The 18,175-nt window shown below is 27.7% G+C and carries 20 protein-coding genes; 2 read left to right on the top strand and 18 right to left on the bottom strand.

Going from position 1 to position 18,175, the window contains the following annotated elements; translation table 11 throughout:
* The first annotated feature begins 12 nt into the window (after window positions 1–12).
* Window positions 13–1,170, top strand: coding sequence for an amidase domain-containing protein (locus ACUN06_RS06110; RefSeq protein WP_412345480.1), 1,158 nt, complete (start codon window positions 13–15; stop codon window positions 1,168–1,170).
* Window positions 1,171–1,261: 91 nt separating this feature from the next.
* Here ACUN06_RS06110 and ACUN06_RS06105 read toward each other — a convergent pair whose 3' ends face one another.
* The 3 genes from ACUN06_RS06105 to ACUN06_RS06095 form a co-directional block, all read right to left on the bottom strand.
* A complete protein-coding gene (locus ACUN06_RS06105; protein WP_449390218.1) occupies window positions 1,262–3,361 on the bottom strand; it encodes a sodium-translocating pyrophosphatase in 2,100 nt (699 codons plus the stop codon).
* Window positions 3,362–3,593: 232 nt separating this feature from the next.
* Window positions 3,594–3,743, bottom strand: coding sequence for a hypothetical protein (locus ACUN06_RS06100; protein WP_294124412.1), 150 nt, complete (start codon window positions 3,741–3,743; stop codon window positions 3,594–3,596).
* 29 nt (window positions 3,744–3,772) lie between these two features.
* Window positions 3,773–3,922, bottom strand: coding sequence for a hypothetical protein (locus tag ACUN06_RS06095; RefSeq protein WP_291733122.1), 150 nt, complete (start codon window positions 3,920–3,922; stop codon window positions 3,773–3,775).
* Window positions 3,923–4,087: 165 nt separating this feature from the next.
* On the opposite strand from ACUN06_RS06095, the gene ACUN06_RS06090 reads away from it, so the two are divergent.
* On the top strand, window positions 4,088–4,243 hold the full coding sequence (locus tag ACUN06_RS06090; RefSeq protein WP_449390217.1) for a hypothetical protein: 156 nt from the start codon (window positions 4,088–4,090) through the stop codon (window positions 4,241–4,243).
* A gap of 60 nt (window positions 4,244–4,303) precedes the next feature.
* Here ACUN06_RS06090 and ACUN06_RS06085 read toward each other — a convergent pair whose 3' ends face one another.
* The 15 genes from ACUN06_RS06085 to ACUN06_RS06015 form a co-directional block, all read right to left on the bottom strand.
* Window positions 4,304–6,259 carry a YgiQ family radical SAM protein gene (locus ACUN06_RS06085; RefSeq protein ID WP_301953446.1) on the bottom strand — a complete coding sequence of 652 codons (1,956 nt, stop codon included), beginning with the start codon at window positions 6,257–6,259 and terminating at the stop codon, window positions 4,304–4,306.
* 150 nt (window positions 6,260–6,409) lie between these two features.
* Window positions 6,410–7,048 (bottom strand): hypothetical protein, encoded by a 639-nt coding sequence (locus ACUN06_RS06080; protein ID WP_294124415.1) that lies wholly within the window; start codon window positions 7,046–7,048, stop codon window positions 6,410–6,412.
* 218 nt (window positions 7,049–7,266) lie between these two features.
* Window positions 7,267–8,013: an N-acetylmuramoyl-L-alanine amidase family protein gene (locus tag ACUN06_RS06075; RefSeq protein ID WP_294367149.1), complete on the bottom strand. Its 747-nt coding sequence runs from the start codon at window positions 8,011–8,013 to the stop codon at window positions 7,267–7,269.
* A gap of 68 nt (window positions 8,014–8,081) precedes the next feature.
* Window positions 8,082–8,594 carry an AmiS/UreI family transporter gene (locus ACUN06_RS06070; RefSeq protein WP_291735670.1) on the bottom strand — a complete coding sequence of 171 codons (513 nt, stop codon included), beginning with the start codon at window positions 8,592–8,594 and terminating at the stop codon, window positions 8,082–8,084.
* A 36-nt stretch (window positions 8,595–8,630) separates the two neighbouring features.
* Window positions 8,631–9,833: an ammonium transporter gene (locus ACUN06_RS06065; protein ID WP_294161007.1), complete on the bottom strand. Its 1,203-nt coding sequence runs from the start codon at window positions 9,831–9,833 to the stop codon at window positions 8,631–8,633.
* A gap of 50 nt (window positions 9,834–9,883) precedes the next feature.
* A complete protein-coding gene (locus ACUN06_RS06060) occupies window positions 9,884–10,732 on the bottom strand; it encodes an urease accessory protein UreD (RefSeq protein WP_294124417.1) in 849 nt (282 codons plus the stop codon).
* A gap of 1 nt (window position 10,733) precedes the next feature.
* The gene (ureG, locus tag ACUN06_RS06055; RefSeq protein ID WP_291734844.1) at window positions 10,734–11,345 is read right to left on the bottom strand and encodes an urease accessory protein UreG; all 612 of its coding nucleotides are present in this window, start codon (window positions 11,343–11,345) and stop codon (window positions 10,734–10,736) included.
* Between the two features lie 48 nt (window positions 11,346–11,393).
* Entirely contained in the window at window positions 11,394–12,095 is a 702-nt protein-coding gene (locus tag ACUN06_RS06050; RefSeq protein ID WP_294161005.1) for an urease accessory protein UreF, read from the bottom strand.
* Window positions 12,085–12,549, bottom strand: a complete 465-nt coding sequence (gene ureE / locus ACUN06_RS06045) for an urease accessory protein UreE (RefSeq protein ID WP_449390216.1) — start codon at window positions 12,547–12,549, stop codon at window positions 12,085–12,087. Before ureE ends, ACUN06_RS06050 begins: the two co-directional genes overlap by 11 nt.
* Before the next feature lie 18 nt (window positions 12,550–12,567).
* Window positions 12,568–14,283: an urease subunit alpha gene (gene ureC, locus ACUN06_RS06040; protein WP_449390215.1), complete on the bottom strand. Its 1,716-nt coding sequence runs from the start codon at window positions 14,281–14,283 to the stop codon at window positions 12,568–12,570.
* Window positions 14,283–14,618 (bottom strand): urease subunit beta, encoded by a 336-nt coding sequence (locus tag ACUN06_RS06035; RefSeq protein ID WP_291734835.1) that lies wholly within the window; start codon window positions 14,616–14,618, stop codon window positions 14,283–14,285. Before ACUN06_RS06035 ends, ureC begins: the two co-directional genes overlap by 1 nt.
* 13 nt (window positions 14,619–14,631) lie before the next feature.
* Window positions 14,632–14,934, bottom strand: coding sequence for an urease subunit gamma (locus ACUN06_RS06030; RefSeq protein ID WP_291734833.1), 303 nt, complete (start codon window positions 14,932–14,934; stop codon window positions 14,632–14,634).
* A 111-nt stretch (window positions 14,935–15,045) separates the two neighbouring features.
* Window positions 15,046–15,747: a carbonic anhydrase gene (locus ACUN06_RS06025; RefSeq protein ID WP_294367141.1), complete on the bottom strand. Its 702-nt coding sequence runs from the start codon at window positions 15,745–15,747 to the stop codon at window positions 15,046–15,048.
* Window positions 15,748–16,055: 308 nt separating this feature from the next.
* The gene (locus ACUN06_RS06020) at window positions 16,056–16,808 is read right to left on the bottom strand and encodes an exodeoxyribonuclease III (RefSeq protein ID WP_294367140.1); all 753 of its coding nucleotides are present in this window, start codon (window positions 16,806–16,808) and stop codon (window positions 16,056–16,058) included.
* 126 nt (window positions 16,809–16,934) lie between these two features.
* Window positions 16,935–18,170, bottom strand: coding sequence for a serine hydroxymethyltransferase (locus ACUN06_RS06015; protein ID WP_291734827.1), 1,236 nt, complete (start codon window positions 18,168–18,170; stop codon window positions 16,935–16,937).
* Between the last annotated feature and the right edge of the window lie 5 nt (window positions 18,171–18,175).

The following is an 18,175-nucleotide window of genomic DNA, read 5'->3' as shown; positions in this document are numbered from 1 at the left end:
GGAGCAATGATTATGAAAAAATTATATTTTAAAAATAAAAGCTGCTTTTATAAAATATTTTTATTTATATTAATTATATTTAATTTTAATTCTTTAATTTCATATGCTTTTATAACATCAAATAATAATTTATATACCCAAAATAATAATTTGACAAATGATAAAAATAATGAATTAATAGAAGAATTTCAACCACTTATTGAAAATATATTTTTAAATAGAAATTCAGCTATTTTAACTGGTGATAGTGAAGGCTTAAAATTATTTTATGATTTAAATAAAAAGGTAGGTAAATGGGCTTATGAAAAAGAAGTAACTAAAACTAAATATTTTACAAATTGGTGTGAAAAACAATGTGTTTCATTTACAAAAATAAATTCAATTATAAAAGTTTGTAATGTAAAAAAAATAGAAAAGGATGTTTATAACGTAGTTTGTTATGCTAGTACTACATTTGGTTATAGTTATCAAGATCAACCTACTATAGAAAATTTATTTAAATTAGGCACATGTCATTATATTAATCTAAAAAATAATGGCGATAGCTATCTTATAATTAAAGAATGGTATACTGATCCTTTAGCAGATTCTCTTGATTTAGAAAATCTTAATTGTAATGATATTAAAACAACCATTTTAAATCATATAAAACCTGATTATACACCAGATGAGAGAACACAAAAGGCAATAAATTACGCTCATGAATATTGTGGCATTAGTGATGATATAGAACATTTATTTAAATATAATAAAAACTATAAAAATTTCAACCCTGATGGTGGTGACTGTGCAAATTTTGCTTCACAAATTATGTACGAAGGTGGAGGTTTTAAAAAAAATAATACTTGGAACTACTGTAATAAAAATGCTACAAAAGCATGGGTAAATGCTCAAAGTTTTAAAAATTATTTAATAAGTAGTGGTCGTGGCTCTTATATTGATAAGGGACCATATTATGAAACTTATAAATCTGCTTTTAATTTACGTCCAGGTGATATCGTTGCTTATGAAAAAAGAGGTAGAATAACTCATGTTTCTACAGTAACAGGATTAGATTCTAAAGGTTATCCTTTAGTTACTTGCCACAATACTGATAGAATGCTTGTTCCATATGATTTAGGTTGGAGTAATAGCAATATTAAATTTCATTTTATAGATGTACACTATTAATAATTATAAGTTAGGAGTTGTAGTTAATAAAACTTAGCTACAACTAATTTTTTATAAAACTACTAACTCCTAATTATTAACTGCTAACTAATTAAAATATGTGAAATGTCAATATTACCATACCAAATACTATAGATATAATTGACATTAATTTAATCAAAATATTTAATGCAGGTCCTGATGTATCCTTAAATGGATCTCCTACTGTATCACCAACAACAGCCTCCTTATGACAATTTGAACCCTTACCACCTAAATTTCCAGCTTCTATATACTTCTTAGCATTATCCCATGCTCCACCTGAATTTGACATCATTACAGCTAAAACAAATCCACATATAGTTGATCCTGCCAATAATCCAGTAACTCCATTAGGCCCTAAAATAATTCCAACTAATAAAGGAGATACTATTGTAATCAATGCAATTACTATAAGTTCTTTTTGAGATGATTTTGTACAAATATCAACACACGCTTCATAATCTGGCTCAGCTTTCTTCTCCATCAAACCTTTAATTTCTTTAAATTGCCTCCTAACTTCTATAACTATTTTACTTGCTGCTCTTCCCACAGCACTCATAGTACATGAAGAAAATGCAAAAGTAACCATTGCACCTATAAATGCCCCAATTAAAACTTGTGGATTTAATATTGATAAATCAAATTTAAATGCTATATTATTTGTTATAGCTAATTGCTCTATTGAATTTTTATATGATGCTATAAATGCTAAAGCCGTTAATGCTGCTGATCCAATTGCAAATCCTTTTCCTGTTGCTGCTGTAGTATTTCCTAAAGAATCTAATGCATCAGTTCTATTTCTTACTTCTGCTGGTAATTCTGCCATTTCTGCAATACCTCCAGCATTATCTGCTACTGGTCCATATGCATCTGTTGCTAATGTAATTCCTAATGTAGATAACATACCAACTGATGATAAAGCTATTCCAAATAACCCCATATTAAAATTATTAAATCCGCCTGAAGATACAAAACTAATTAAAATTGAACATCCAATTATTATCACTGGTGCTGCTGTAGATTTCATACCTACTGATAATCCAGTAATAATTACTGTTGCTGCACCTGTTTCTGATGACTTAGCAATACTTTTTGTAGGATTATAATTATCACTTGTATAATATTCTGTAAAAAATCCTATTAACAATCCAGCAAGTAATCCACATAATATTGATATATATATACCTATATTACCTTTTCCTAATACACCATTTACTATAAAAAAGGAAACAACAGCTATTACAATAGCCGAAAAATATGTTCCTTTTCTTAATGCCTTTAATAAGGACTTTTGTGAAACATCTTCCTTTGATTTTACAAGAAAGCTTCCAATTATAGATGCTATTACTCCTATAGATGCTATTATTACTGGAATAGCAACTCCTTTTACAGAAAGCCCTGCTACAACTGCTAATGCACAAGAAGATAAAATAGAGCCAGCATAAGATTCATAAAGATCAGCACCCATACCAGCTACATCTCCTACATTATCTCCTACATTATCAGCTATAACTGCTGGATTTCTAGGATCGTCTTCTGGAATACCAACCTCTACTTTACCAACTAAATCTGCACCTACATCAGCTGCCTTAGTGAATATACCTCCACCCACTCTTGCAAATAAAGCCATAGAAGATGCCCCCATACTAAATGTAAGCATCGTAGTTGTAATTATTGTAATTCTATCATTTATAGGCATTGAACCATAATACCAATTTAATATACCGAACCAAATACTAAAATCTGTTAATGCTAAACCTACAACTACTAATCCCATTACTGAACCACTTGAAAAGGCAACCCTTAATCCACTATTTAAACTTTTCATACAAGCATTAGCAGTTCTACTATTTGAATTAGTAGCAATTTTCATTCCTAAATATCCACTCAATCCTGAGAAAATTCCACCAGTCAAAAATGCAAATGGCATAAATATACTAACAAAATTAAATCTTGATAAAATAAATAAAATGACAAACATAACTACAAAAAATATAGAAACCCCTTTATATTGGCGCTTTAAAAAAGCATTAGCTCCCTTTCTTATACTATTTGCAATATATTTCATCTTATCTGTACCTTCATCAATTTTAAATACTGTATAAGTATAATATGCTGCAAATAGTAATGCTAATGTCGCTCCTACAGGTGCAAAAACTATTAATTTCATAATTATTTCCCCCTCTTATATTTTAATTTTTCTACACTTTAATTATAGTCCTTTTAATTTGTTAGTAGAATTTATTTTTTAAATTATTTTCCATTATTTTTTTGACAGTCTTTTTATTATCAAACCTTTATTTGATACTTTATAATATAAATATAAAAAGACAATACAAATTATTATTTTATTTTTATAAATTAATAACAAATTTGTATTGTCTTATATATTATGTATTTTATTAAAATCCTTTTTTCTTTGCTTCTACTCCACTTTCATTAAGTGCAGGCTCTTCTAAAGTTGTTATGTATTTATTTTTTGGATTATTATTTTGAATTTTTGTTCCATTTTTTAAATAATTTTCTTTAGTATATTTTCTTTTATTTTTCATAGTATCTCCTTACTTTTTAATATTTAATTTTAAAATTTAGGATTTATCTCATTTCTTTGAATATCTTTTAAATCTTTTAATCTTAAATGAGTAACTTCTATTATCTCACTCCAGCTCTTCCCATCATTTATCATTTTTTTTGCAACATCTCTACTTAATAGGGCATCTAGCTTTTTCATATTAAAACCTCCTTATCTTCTAATAATATTATTTTGTGATTTTTTATAAAACTTATTCCAGTTATAAAATTCATAAAATTAAAATTTTAATCTATTTTAGTACAATTATGTGATATTAAATTTTAAATGTTAATATAATTTATAATTAGAAAGGAGTCGTTATATATGAGTAAGCAAAGACGTGGAAAATACATTAAAACAATTCCAAATTGGAGAGGCACATGTCCAATTTGTAGTAGAAAAAGAGTTAAATTAGTATGGATAAAAAAAGATGAAAAAGGAAATATCCTAAACATCTGTAAACGTTGTACATCTAATTAAATTTCATTTTTACAAAAAAAGGTTGTATTGCACTTAAATACAATACAACCCCTTTTTAATTTATTTACCTCTTCTTTTCTTATTACCATTTTTAGAGGTTCTAGAAGATTTAAAATTACGATTATCATTATCTCTTCTATTATTGCTTTTATCTTTACTTCTAGCACTATTATTTTTGCCCTTATGTCTTACTAAACCATGAACTTCCTTATATCTTTGTTCTTTAGATTTAATTAAACATTTCGGTCCATTGCCAATTAAATCTTCTCTTCCAGCTTTAACTAAAGCATCATATACTATATTGTAATTCTTTGGATTACTAAATTGTAGTAAAGCTCTTTGCATTGCCTTTTCTTCCTTAGTTTTAGGAACATAAACTTTCTTCATTGTTATTGGATCTAATCCAGTATAGAAAATTGTAGTTGATAATGTACCTGGTGTTGGATAAAAATCTTGTACTTGTTCTGGTTGATATTTAATATCTCTTAAATATTCAGCTAGCTCTATAGCTTCCTTTAAAGAACTTCCTGGGTGACTAGACATTAAATATGGAATTATATATTGTTTTTTTCCAGCCTTTTCTGTTAACTTAAAGAACTTTTGTCTAAATTGTTCATATGTTTTTCCTGCTGGTTTTCCCATATACTTTAACGTTTGTTCTGATACATGTTCAGGCGCAACCTTTAATTGACCACTTACATGATGCTCAACTAATTCTTTAAAGAATGTATCATCCTTATCAGCCATTACATAATCATATCTAATTCCTGATCGTACAAATACCTTTTTTACTTTTGGCAAACTTCTTACACTTCTAAGAACATCTACGAATTCCTTATGATCAACTTCCATATTTTTGCAAACTCCAGGGCTTAAACACTGCTTTGTTTTACATGCACCTATTGTTAATTGATGCTTACATGCTGGTTTTCTAAAATTTGCAGTAGGCCCTCCAACATCATGAATATATCCCTTAAAATCTTTCATTTCAGTCATTTCTTTTGCTTCTTTAACAATAGATTCCTTACTTCTACTTTGAACTGCTCTTCCTTGATGGAATGTAATTGCACAAAATGAACAATTACCAAAACATCCTCTCGAACCAACTATGCTAAATTTAACTTCTTCTAATGCTGGAATTCCCCCCATTGGTTCATATATTGGATGATATTCTTTTGTAAATGGTAAATCATATACCTCATCTAATTCTTCCCTGTTTAAAATAACTTCTGGTTTATTTACAACTAAAAATTTATCGCCCTGATCTTGTACTATAGTTTTTCCTCTAATAGGGTCTTGTTCTTGATATGTAATCTTAAATGCTTCACAGTACTTAATTTTATCACTTGATACTTCCTTATATGATGGTATTACTATATGTTCTTCATAAACTTCATCAAGACTATCAACTAAATAACATGTACCTGGAATATGTCTAATATATTTTGCTTCAAACCCTTCATTTAAATAATGAGCTACTTCTACAATTTGCTTTTCACTCATTCCATAAATTAAAAGATCTGCTCCACTGTCAGTTAAAATTGATTTTCTAACTTTATCAGACCAATAATCATAATGAGCAAATCTTCTAAGACTTGCTTCCACTCCGCCAATACAAATATTAACGTGTTTGTAAGCTTCTCTTATCTTATTACAATATACTATTGTAGCTCTATCTGGTCTACGACCCATTTCTCCACCTGGTGAATATAAATCTTTTTCTCTTATTCTTTTACTAACAGTATAATGATTTACCATTGAATCCATATTTCCTGCATTAACTAAAAATGCTAACCTTGGTCTTCCTAATTTCATAAAATCATCTGTACTATGCCAATCTGGTTGAGCTATTATACCAACTTTATATCCTGCATTTTCTAAAACTCTTGAAATTACAGCTGTACCAAAGCTATGATGATCTACATAAGCATCTCCAGTTACAATAATAAAATCACATTGCTCCCAGCCTCTTTCATTCATGTCCTCCCTACTTATTGGTAAAAATTTATTATTCATTTAATCACATCTTTCATTTTAATTCAACTATCTATTAATATACCACCCTTTTGACTTCTTGTTAATACTTCATTATGAATTACCATAATATTTATAAAAGAAAAAGAGTGTTTTTTTATCAAACACTCTAAAAAAGTTTATATATTAATCTTAAAAAGCTAAAGTATTACTTAAATATGTTCCTATTCTTTTAAGCATAAATGGATTTTTCTCAATTCCATCAAATAAATCTATAATTTGATTTTTATTTAAATCCATTTGTTTTTCTAATTCATCAAGCATATCATCAGATTCAAACTCTTTCACTAAATCTCTTCCAATTTCTTTTACATCTTCAAAAAATTCCATTCTTGTAAATATACTATTTTTTTCAATGTCCCTTTCATTAATCTTATTTATAAATCCCTTAAACTTTTTTATGCAAAAATTTTCTTTAAGATTATCTAATATTTTATAAACTTCCTTAATTTCTTGTAAAATTTCATTTTTATCATCATTTTCTGACTCTTCTATAATATCTATAGTTTCATAATATCCTAATGCATCTAAAAATATTGTATTTTCAGATTTTCCAAAAACTTTTGTTATATATATTGATGGTATTAAAATATATTTAAAAAAACCAATCAATTCATTTGAATCCTTAAAAGAATACCAATTACAAAAATAATCTCTACTATAAGAATTAATTAATGAAAATTTTAAAACATATGAATTAGCCTTAAACTCTACATTTTCTTGATTTATTAAATAGTTTTGCCAATAATAAATTAGATCATACTTACTCAAAGTTGCACCCCCAGCTATTACATTTATTATTTTAGCTTGTATATCAATATTTATATTATAAAACTTTGATATATTTATCTTTATGATTTATTAAGATATTTTATCCATATTTTATATTTTTATAATTTTGTTCTAAACTTTTGTATTACTTTTAATAAAAATAAAAAAGAAACACCTCAATAATACTTGCATGAGGTGTAAATAATTATATAAAAATATTAATAACTTATATTTTTATATTCATCTATTGAATTAGAAACACATTCCATTAATTTCATTTGATATGTTTTATCACTTAACATCTTATCTTCATTATAATTACTCATAAATCCCATTTCAAATATGATAACAGGTACTGTAGACCAATTAAACCCTGTAATATCCTTTCTTTCAAAAATACCATTAACCTTTACATTATTTTCTTCTAATTTCTTTTTTAAAATTTCAGCATATTTATTACTATTTTTATAAATTTGTTTTGTAAATTCTCCCGTTTTATCTGGTACTAAAATTACTGCTCCAGTTTTTCCACTATCATTTATACTATCACAATGTATTCTTATAGTAAGATCTGCATTTGCATTATTTGCTATCTGCGCTCTTTCAATATTGCTAATATTAACATCTGCACTTTCTCTAGTCATTATAACTGTATATCCATTTTTAATTAATAAGTCTTTTAAAATTAATGCTGCTTCTAAATTTATAACATGCTCTGGATTTTTAGTTGCAACTCCTGCTGTTCCTGAAGAAACCCTAGGTTTCATATTATTAGAATTAGGTGAAACTGCTTCACATCTTGGATCCCCTTTTCCTTGATGTCCTGGATCTATACAAATTATAAAATTATTTTTTAAATGGTCTTCCCTTTTCTTTTCTTTACAATATGCACTTATATTAAATGTAAAAGTTAAATTAAATATAAAAAATGCTCCTATAAATATACTTAATATTTTTTTAAACATAGTTTCTCCCTTATTTTATACATAAATTAAGGGGCTATTTTTAAATTAAGCCTCTATAATAATTATTTTTATTTTGGATACATATTGATTAATAGTAAAAATCCTGGAATCCAAGCTGTAAAAATACCATCAAATACTGATAAATATCCTGTAAACTTTCCTAAATCTTTATTCATAACTAATTCTATAAAACCTGTAAGCCATAATAATCCCCATAATAGCCATATAAAAATCCAATAAATATTTCCAATAGTAAATTCTATAAACCTTAATGTATTAGCATCTATAAATGCTAGTGGTATAGTATTAATTGCAACAAATAAACAATACCAACCATATAATCTTCCATCTAAATTAAATATACTTCTTGCTGCTATATATAAATATGTAAATCCAAACAATAATCCTGTTCCAGCTGCAAAATAATTTCCTTGTATAACAGCTACAATATTTAAAATAAATGATAACATACCCGTAAACACATTAAATACAGCACTTGATTTAGCATCTACGTTATAAAGTCTTCCAATTCCATTTAAAATAAGAACAACTCCTACATAAATTAAAACTATACCTAACATTTTACTCCTCCTTGTTATTTGGTTAAATTAATTATTTTATTCATGTTTAGTTTCATATTTTTCATTAAAAAACTCTTCATCTAATCCACGTGCTTGAATTTCTTCGCTTACTTTTATTGATTTAACCATATCTATAATTTTAAATATTAAAAACGTCATTAATATAGAATAAATACCTATAATAACACAGCCTAATAATTGAATAAAAAATTGCTTAACTCCTGCATTTATTCCATTTATTCTAGGATCTGCAAATACACCTATTAATAAAGTTCCTATTAAGCCACCCATTCCATGAACTCCCCATACATCTAGCGCATCATCCCACATTTTTCTTTCAAATTCCACGCAAAAAAAACATATAAAAGCACCTATTGCACCTATAATTACTGCGCTTATAGGAGTTACATATCCTGAAGCTGGTGTTATTGTTGCAAGTCCTGCCACTGCTCCTACTATAGCTTCTAAAAAAGAAGCCTTTTTAGCATGAAGTGAATATACAATAATCCATACAATCATTCCAACAGCTGCTGCAACTCCTGTGTTTGTAAATACAATTGCTGCAATATCTGCAGCAGCAATTGTTCCTCCTGAATTAAATCCATACCAACCAAATAACAACAATGCTGCACCTATTGCTACTAATCCTATATTAAAAGGCCCATGTTCATTTTTAAATTTTCTTTCACCTAATACATATATTCCACCTAAACATCCAAATCCTGATGTAATATGTATAACAGCTCCTCCTGCAAAATCTACAAATCCTAACTTACTTAAAAATCCTCCACCCCATACCCAATGCGCAACTGGAAAATAAATCAATATCATCCAAAGCATTAAAATTTTAATCCATCCACTAACTGTTAATCTATTTGCAAATGCACCAGTCATTAAAGGTGCTGTAATAATTGCAAACATCATTTGATACATAAAGAAAAGTATAAATGGTATTGTTTCGCTATATCTTAAATCTATTTTAAATGTTACATCATTAAAAGCAAAAAATTGTAGCGGGTTACCAATTATACCTGCAATATCATCACCAAATACTAAACTAAAGCCTCCAAATATCCATAATAAAGCTACTACACCAATTGCAATAAATACTTGAAACATAATTGTTAATGCATTTTTTCTTTCAACTAATCCGCCATAAAAAAACGCCAATCCTGGTGTCATAATTAAAACAAGCACTGTTGATAATATCATAAATGCAACATCACCATGAATAATCATAGAATCACTTCCTTAATTTTTCTTATGTTTAAATTTATAGTAAATTATCTTTAATATTTTCTTATTATTAAATCCTTAGATCCTAAAAATCTCCTTCTAATATAATTATGACAAGCTAATATTGCTTTTTCTATATGTTGACTTAAATTTCCTAGTACTCTAAGAACAAATCCATTAACTTCTAGTTTTGATACTCCAAAATCTATAGGTAAATTTAATTCTCCAATAATTTTTCTTAAATCATTAATAACTAAATCATCAATTTCCTTATTAATAACAAGTAATGTTCCAAAATTCGAATATTCCTCAAAAAAGCCTAATTTAGTAACATCATTTTCACTTGGATTTATAATTAAATTATCTAATAATACAAGTTTATTATTTATATAAACATTACTTTTTAATTGAACACTTTTATATTTAAAATTTTCTCCCTCTGGAGACCATCCTGCTGTAATTCCATCACTATAAATTAAAGTAGAACTCTCATCTAAATAAATATTATTAACTTGTTTATATATAGCATCTTTATATAAAATAACGCTATCTGTTATATATTCTAAAATACTATTTTCTCCTAAATATATTTCTGTATCTTGTTCTATTTTAATTCCATTTAAACATTTATAAACTTTTGCTGAAGCTTGTGTTGTTATTATTGCTCTTGCTTCATTTTCAAGCTTAAAAATACTCTTATATTTTTCTCCTTCAATATACCCTCCTCCAAGTTGTAAAAGATAATATGTTGGTATATTCTCTATATCCATTTTTATTGTTGGTGATATTTTTACTAATCCTTCATAATATTTCTTAACTGCAATTGTTTTATTATCTTTCTTTTCTAATACTAAATTTATAAATCCAGAATATTCACTTTTATTTCTTGCCTCTTTAAACATATTATGAAATTCCTTCTAACAAACAATTCTTTTTTATCCAGTTAATAACTTCATTTATACCTTCATCAGTTTTTAAATTAGTAAAAATAAAACTATTTTCATTTCTAAATGCAAGTGTATCCTTTCTCATTACCTCTAAATCTGCACCAACATATGGTGCTAAATCAATTTTATTTATAATAAATAAATCACTCTTTATCATTCCTTGCCCTGCTTTTCTTGGAATTTTTTCTCCTTGTGCCACATCTATTATATAAATTGAAAAATCAACTAAATCAGGGCTAAATGTAGCTGCTAAATTATCTCCACCACTTTCTAAAAAAATTATATCTAAATCATCAAATCTATTTTTCAATTCATCTAATGCTTCAAAATTCATAGATGCATCTTCTCTTATAGCAGTATGTGGACATCCCCCTGTTTCTACTCCTATTACTCTATCTTCACTTAATACAGAATTTTTAACCATAAATTTAGCATCTTCTTTTGTGTAAATGTCATTAGTTATAACTGCGCAACTATATTTATCATTCATTGCCCTCGTTACTCTTTCTATTAGTAATGTTTTTCCACTTCCTACTGGTCCTCCTACCCCTATAACTACAGGTTTCATTTTCAACACCCTTCCTTTATTAAATTTTTGAATTTTTATAATTTATACTTAAGACATAAATAATCTAAATTCCATTATTTCATGCTTAATTTGTGATAATTCTAGTCCAGGACTATTTGCTCCAAAATACTCATAATCTAAATTTATTACAACATCATATAATTTTTCAAATTCACCACTAAATTCCTTTAGTAATAATTGACCATCTTTTTGTCCTAATGGTATAGTTCTAACAGCATTACTGACTAATGTAGATACAGTACTATACATATGATAAATTATAGCTTCCTTCATACTAAATTTAAGAGAATACATTAACATTCCAAAAACTATTGCAGGATGACCAAAGGCTTCTTTTTTTCGTAATTTTTCATAATATTTATTTAATAATTTAAAATCATATAAATCCATGAAAAGCTTAAGCATTCTGCTTGCAACCAATTTCCCTCCATTTCTACTTTCAATAGCAACACTTTGAACAGTAATACGATTATCTAAATCCCAAATGCTTTCTAAATCATTATCATTTAAATATTCATATAACATCTTTATTGCTAAAGCATCAGAATATATAAATTGTTCATTTAAAAATACATTAAGCCATTCCTTAAAGGTTTCAGTATTATAAACTTTTTTTAGCCTTAAATATGTTTCCATTCCATAAGAATGATTAAATGACCCAATTGGAAAATTCGAATCACATATTTGAATAACCTTTAATACATCCGAAATATCTTTATTAGTTAGCATGGGTATGAGTATGCCCAAATTCTACATGCCTAAAAGCTTTTTTTAGCTTTAAACTTTCTCTGGAATAATCAATTTTTTCTCTTTTTAATTCACTTTCTACTAAAGCATCATATTGAATTATCATTTTCCCCTCTTCAAATTGTGCTTGTAAATGTCTATTTCCTAAAGAATGTGCTATGCCTCCCATTTCTGTCATACATTTAGGCTTTATTACTAAAACATCATCACCTTTTATTTTTATAACTACAATATTTTTATCATCTTTATAAAGTATATCACCATCTTTTAACTCTACATTTTCATCTAAAGCAATACCATATTCATGATTATGATCTGAATTAACCCTTAAAATTCTTTTTAAAGCATCATCACTATTTATATAAATTTTTTCTATATGAAAATTGTCTAAGTTTTTATACTTATCAATGTTTCCTAATACCTTGTTAAAAATCATATAAGCCTCTCCTTTTTATTAGAATAAGAAATATCTTTGTGCTAAAGGTAATTCACTTGCTGGTTCACAAGTTACTAATTCACCATCAACAGTAACATCATAAGTTTGAGGATCTACCCTAATTTCTGGAGTAGCATCATTAAGCTTCATGTCTTTTTTAGTTAAATTTCTTATTCCACCTACTGGTAATACCATTTTTTCTAAACCTAATTCTTCTTTAATTCCATGTTCATAAGCATATTTAGATACAAAAGTAATACAAGTTGTTGATTTTGCTTTTCCAAATGCTCCATAACAATCTCTATATACAACTGGTTGACATGTTGGAATTGATGCATTAGCATCACCTATTATTCCTCTAATAACCATACCACCTTTAAGAACCATATGTGGTTTAACACCAAAATAAGGTGGTTCCCAAAGTACTAAGTCAGCTATCTTTCCAACTTCTACTGAACCTATATATTTAGACATTCCTTGTGCAATAGCTGGATTAATAGTATATTTAGCTACATATCTTCTAACTCTATTATTGTCGTTATATTCACTATCATTTGGGAAAGTTCCTCTTTGTTTCTTCATTTTTGAAGCTGTTTGCCATGTTCTAGTTACAACTTCTCCAATTCTTCCCATTGCTAATGTATCTGAACTCATAATACTAAATATACCCATATCTTGGAATATATCTTCTGCTGCTATTGTTTGATGTCTTATTCTTGAATCAGCAAAAGCAATATCTTCAGGTACTTTTGCATCTAAGTGGTGACAAACCATAAGCATATCTAAATGTTCTGCAATTGTATTAACAGTATATGGTTTTGTTGGGTTTGTTGATGCTGGTAATACATTTATTTGAGATGCAACTTTCATTAAGTCTGGTGCGTGACCACCACCAGCACCTTCTGTATGATATGTATGAATTACTCTTCCTGAAATTGCTTGAATTGTATGTTCTACAAATCCACCTTCATTTAAGGTATCACTATGTAATGCAACTTGTATATCATACTTTTCTGCTGTTTCTAAAGAATAATTAATTGCAGATCTTGTAGATCCCCAGTCTTCATGAACCTTTAATCCAATTGCTCCAGCTTCAATTTGTTGAGCATTTACATCTATATTAGCTCCACTACCTTTTCCTAATAAACCAACATTTACTGGCCATTCTTCTGCTGATTGTAACATTTTTTTAATATTCCATGGTCCTGGAGTTGATGTTACAGCATTTGTACCATCAACTGGTCCTGTTCCTCCACCAACTAATGTAGTGATACCGTTTTCTAATGCAACTTCTGCACATTCTGGATGAATGTAATGAACGTGAGTATCAATACCTCCAGCTGTTACTATTCTTCCTTCACCTGCTAATGCTTCTGTGCCAACTCCTATAACAAAGTCAACATTATCCATTGTATCTGGATTTCCGCCTTTACCTATTGCAAGTATTTTACCATCTTTAATACCTATATCAGCTTTATATATACCTGTATAGTCAACAACAGTTGCTCCTGTAATTACTAAATCTACAACTTCTGGATTTGCATTTGTTTGTGTAGCATTTTGTCCCATGCCATCTCTAAGAGTTTTACCTCCACCAAATTTACACTCATTGCCATATCCTGTATAATCCTTTTCAATCTTTATAAAAAGATCTGTATCACCAAGTCTTATACTATCTCCTTCTGTTGGCCCAAACAATTCTGCATATCTATGTCTATCTATTTCAAAACTCATTATTTTTCACCGCTCCCTTTTGACATTCCATCTAAGAATCCATCACACATATTCCTAATTCCGTAAACTCTTCTATATCCACCAATATCAATTAAATTTACTTCCTTTTTATCTCCAGGTTCAAATCTTACAGCTGTTCCTGATGGAATATCTAATCTCTTTCCCCAAGCAGCCTTTCTATCAAAATCTAAAGCATCATTTACTTCATAAAAATGATAATGTGAACCTATTTGTACTGGTCTATCTCCAGTATTTACAACTTGTAATTTAATAGCGTCTTTACCTGCATTATATTCAATATTTCCTTCTTGTACTTTTATTTCACCTGGTACCATACCACAGTCCTCCTTATTTAATCGGTTCATGTACTGTTACTAATTTTGTTCCATCAGGGAAAGTACATTCAACTTGAACAGTATGAATCATTTCTGGAACACCTTCCATAACATCATTTCTATTTAATATTGTTGTTCCATAATCCATTAAATGTTCAACTGTTTTTCCCTCCCTAGCACCTTCTAACATTTCATCTGTTATAATTGCCATAGCTTCAGGATAGTTTAATTTTAATCCTTTGCTTTTTCTTTTACGTGCAATTTCTGCAGCAACAGCAACCATTAGTTTCTCTTGTTCCCTAATTGTTAAATGCAAAATAAATCCCTCCTAACATTTTTTTACAATAGACTTATCAATAAATTTATTATATAAATTATATTCTCAATAAATCCATTTTTTATACTTTGTTTTTTATTTTTTACGACATTATTCTTTAAATGTTACATTTCCATTTAAATCGTAATAAGCACCTACTACTTTAACTTTTCCTTGATCAATAAGTGTTTTTATTCCTTTATCTTCGGAAATTTCTTTTACTACCATATCAATATTAGTATGTATTGCATCATCTATAGTTCCATTTTTATTTACACTAGGAGTAATTTTTTTCACAAATGATTCCATATTTCCTGAAACTTTTTCTCCTTTAACTACTTCATTATAAGTAGCTGTTACAGCTCCACAACTTTGATGTCCCATAACAACAATTAATGGTGTATTCAAATGTTCAACTGCATATTCAATAGAACCAAGTGCATCATCATCTACCACATTTCCTGCTAATCTTATGTCAAATAATTCTCCTAATCCAGCATTAAAAACAGTTGTTGGTGTAACTCTTGAATCAGAGCATGATACAATTACAGCATAAGGATTTTGACCATTTTTCAATGACTCTCTTCTTTCTGCATTAATATTTCTTAGTACTGATTTATCTGTTGCAAATCTAGCATTTCCTTCTTTTAATATTTGTAATGCTTCATCAGAACTTGAAACATCTGTATCTACAATAATAAATTCAGATACACTATTTTCAACATTTTTAGTATTAGTAGAATTATTGTTTTCATTACAACCAATTAACATCATACTAGTAATAATAAGTACTGTTATTAATTTACTTTTCATATAATTTCCTCCCTTAAAATATATTTCTATTAACTATATCAAATATAATATGAGCAAAATTCAAATATCATATTCATATATTTTTATTTTAATAAATTAAAGATTCATATCTTACAATATAAAAACTGCATTAAAACTACTTATTAAATAATTTTAATGCAGCTAGTATAGATTAATTAAATTTAATTTTTTTATCCAAGAATAAAGGTGATCATAATTTTCAAATTAAATATTTTGTTTATTAATTTATATCTAATATTAATAAATGGTTATAAGTTAAATTATATAGTAATTTAACTTATAACCATTTATTCTATAATTAATTCTACAGGACAATGATCAGAACCTAAAACCTCTGTATGTATATTAGCACTTACTAATCTATCCTTTAATAATTCTGAAACTATAAAGTAATCTATTCTCCATCCTGCATTATTTTTTCTTGCATTAAATCTATAAGACCACCATGAATAAATTCCTGTTGTATCTGGATAAAAATATCTAAAAGTATCTATAAAACCTGAATTTAGTAATTCTGTGAACTTTTCTCTTTCATCATCTGTAAAACCAGCATTTTTTCTATTAGTTTTTGGATTTTTTAAATCTATTTCCTTATGTGCTACATTTAAATCACCACAAACTATTACAGGTTTATTTTTTTCGATTTTTTTTAAATAGTCTTTAAAATCCTCTTCCCATTTCATTCTATAATCTAATCTTGCTAGTTCATTTTGAGAATTTGGAGTATACACTGTTATAACATAAAAGTCCTCAAACTCCAATGTTATAACTCTTCCCTCTTTATCATGTTCTTCTATTCCAATTCCATATGAAACTGTAATAGGTTCTTTTTTAGAAAATATAGCTGTTCCACTATACCCCTTTTTCTCAGCATAATTCCAATATTGATAATACCCATCAAGTTCTAAATTAATTTGACCTTCTTGAAGTTTACTTTCTTGTATGCAAAATATATCAGCATTTACTTTATTAAAAAACTCTAAAAATCCCTTTTGTACACATGCCCTAATTCCATTTACATTCCATGATACTAATTTCATATATTTCTCCTTTATTAAGTGATAAGTTAAGGTTAAAACTAATTGAAAAGTTCTTAAAATTAATTTTTTAATTACTCTTAAACTAGTTTTTCCTTAAGTTGAATCTTATCACTAATTATTTGCTAATTAAATATATAAAGGATACTTAGCACAAAGTGCTTTAACCCTTTCATTTAAATAACTCAAATCTTTATCTTTATTTTCTATTGCTTCATTTATTATATTTGCAATTTCTTTCATAGCTTCTACATCAAAGCCCCTAGTTGTAACAGCTGCTGTACCTATTCTTATTCCTGATGTTACAAATGGACTTCTCTTTTCATTTGGAACTGTGTTTTTATTAACTGTAATTCCAATTGAATCTAAAAGATTTTCAGCTTCCTTGCCAGTAATATTTTTATTACTTAAATTTACTAATATTAAATGATTATCAGTTCCATTAGAAACTAACTTAAATCCATATTTAACTAATTCTTCTCCTAGAACATTACAATTTAAAACCACATTATCAATATACGTTTTAAAACTTGAATCTAAAGCTTCTTTAAAACATACTGCTTTAGCTGCAATAATATGCATCAAAGGTCCCCCTTGCATTCCTGGGAAAATATTTTTATCTAAATCTTTAGCGTACTTTTCTTTACAAAGAATTAATCCACCTCTAGGTCCTCTTAATGTTTTATGAGTTGTTGAAGTTACAAAATCTGCATATGGTACTGGTGATGGATGAGCCCCTGTAGCAACTAAACCAGCTATATGAGCCATATCAACCATAAAATAGGCATTAACTTCATCACATATTTCTTTAAATTTTTTAAAATCAATTATTCTTGAATATGCACTAGCTCCTGCTACAATAAGCTTAGGTTTATGCTTCAAAGCAAGTTCTCTTACATTGTTATAATCAATAGTTTCAGTGTTTTCATCAACACCATAAGAAACAAAGTTAAATAACTTTCCTGAAAAATTTACTGGTGAACCATGAGTTAAATGTCCTCCATTGCTTAAATCCATTCCAAGAACAGTATCTCCTGGCTTTAATATTGTAAAATATACAGCCATATTAGCTTGTGAACCTGAATGTGGTTGAACATTTACATGTTCTGCTCCAAATAATTCTTTTGCTCTTTGTCTTGCAATTTCTTCTACCTTATCAACTATTCCGCATCCTCCATAATAACGCTTTCCAGGATATCCTTCTGCATACTTATTTGTTAAATGTGATCCCATCGCCTCCATAACAGCCCTTGATACAAAATTTTCTGAAGCAATAAGTTCTATACCTTTTTCTTGTCTTTTTAATTCCTTTTTCATTAAATCATAAATTTCTTTATCTTCTTTTTTTAAATTAACAAAATCCATTTAAT

This window comes from Clostridium sp. ETTB3, from assembly GCF_053571985.1.
The sequence above is the reverse complement of the archived record's forward strand: the minus strand, read 5'-3'. Positions and strand labels throughout refer to the sequence as shown.